We start from the raw sequence: 611 nt of genomic DNA on the forward strand, positions 1-611 counted from the left end.
CACGCCGCGATAGGTCACGCGCTGGGAGAGATCCACGTCGCGGCCATCCATGCTGAAGGCGATGTCGCCGAACAGCTGCAGATTGAAGCCGGTCGCCGTGACGATCACATCCGCCGGCAGATGTTCACCCCCAGCCAGCTGAATGCCGGTGGCATCAATGCACTCAATGGCGTCCGTGACCACCGAGGCCTTGCCGCTTCGGATGGCCGCGAACAGGTCGCCATCGGGCACCACGGCCACGCGCTGTTGCCAGGGCCGATAGGCCGGGTTGAAGTGCCGGTCCACGTCGAAGCCCTCCGGCAGATGCGCGCGGACCTGGCCGATGAGGAACTCACGAAGCGCCATCGGCTGTTCGAAGGACATGCGTATCACCTCGGCCCTGCGGGCAAGGTGCGCGCGACGCAGGATCTCGTGCGTCCATTCATCCGGCAAATCCAGCGCGCGCAACGGCTCTTCCAATTCGTGGGCCCAAGGCTGCGCGGCGAAGAATGTGGGAGAGCGTTGCAGCATGGTGATGTGCGCGGCGGAATCGGCCAGCGCGGGTATCAGCGTTGCCGCGGTTGCGCCCGAGCCGATCACCACCACGCGCTTGCCCGCGCAATCGACGCCAT

1 protein-coding gene is annotated in these 611 nt (G+C 66.0%); it reads right to left on the minus strand.

The annotated features are described in order from the left end of the window. Window positions 1–611, minus strand: a 611-nt coding sequence (locus KDH83_RS31185; protein WP_212322972.1) for an NAD(P)/FAD-dependent oxidoreductase, incomplete at both ends; no start/stop codon positions are given.

Origin of the sequence: Achromobacter sp. Marseille-Q0513, assembly GCF_018195695.1 — a bacterium.
Lineage (GTDB): Bacteria > Pseudomonadota > Gammaproteobacteria > Burkholderiales > Burkholderiaceae_B > Achromobacter.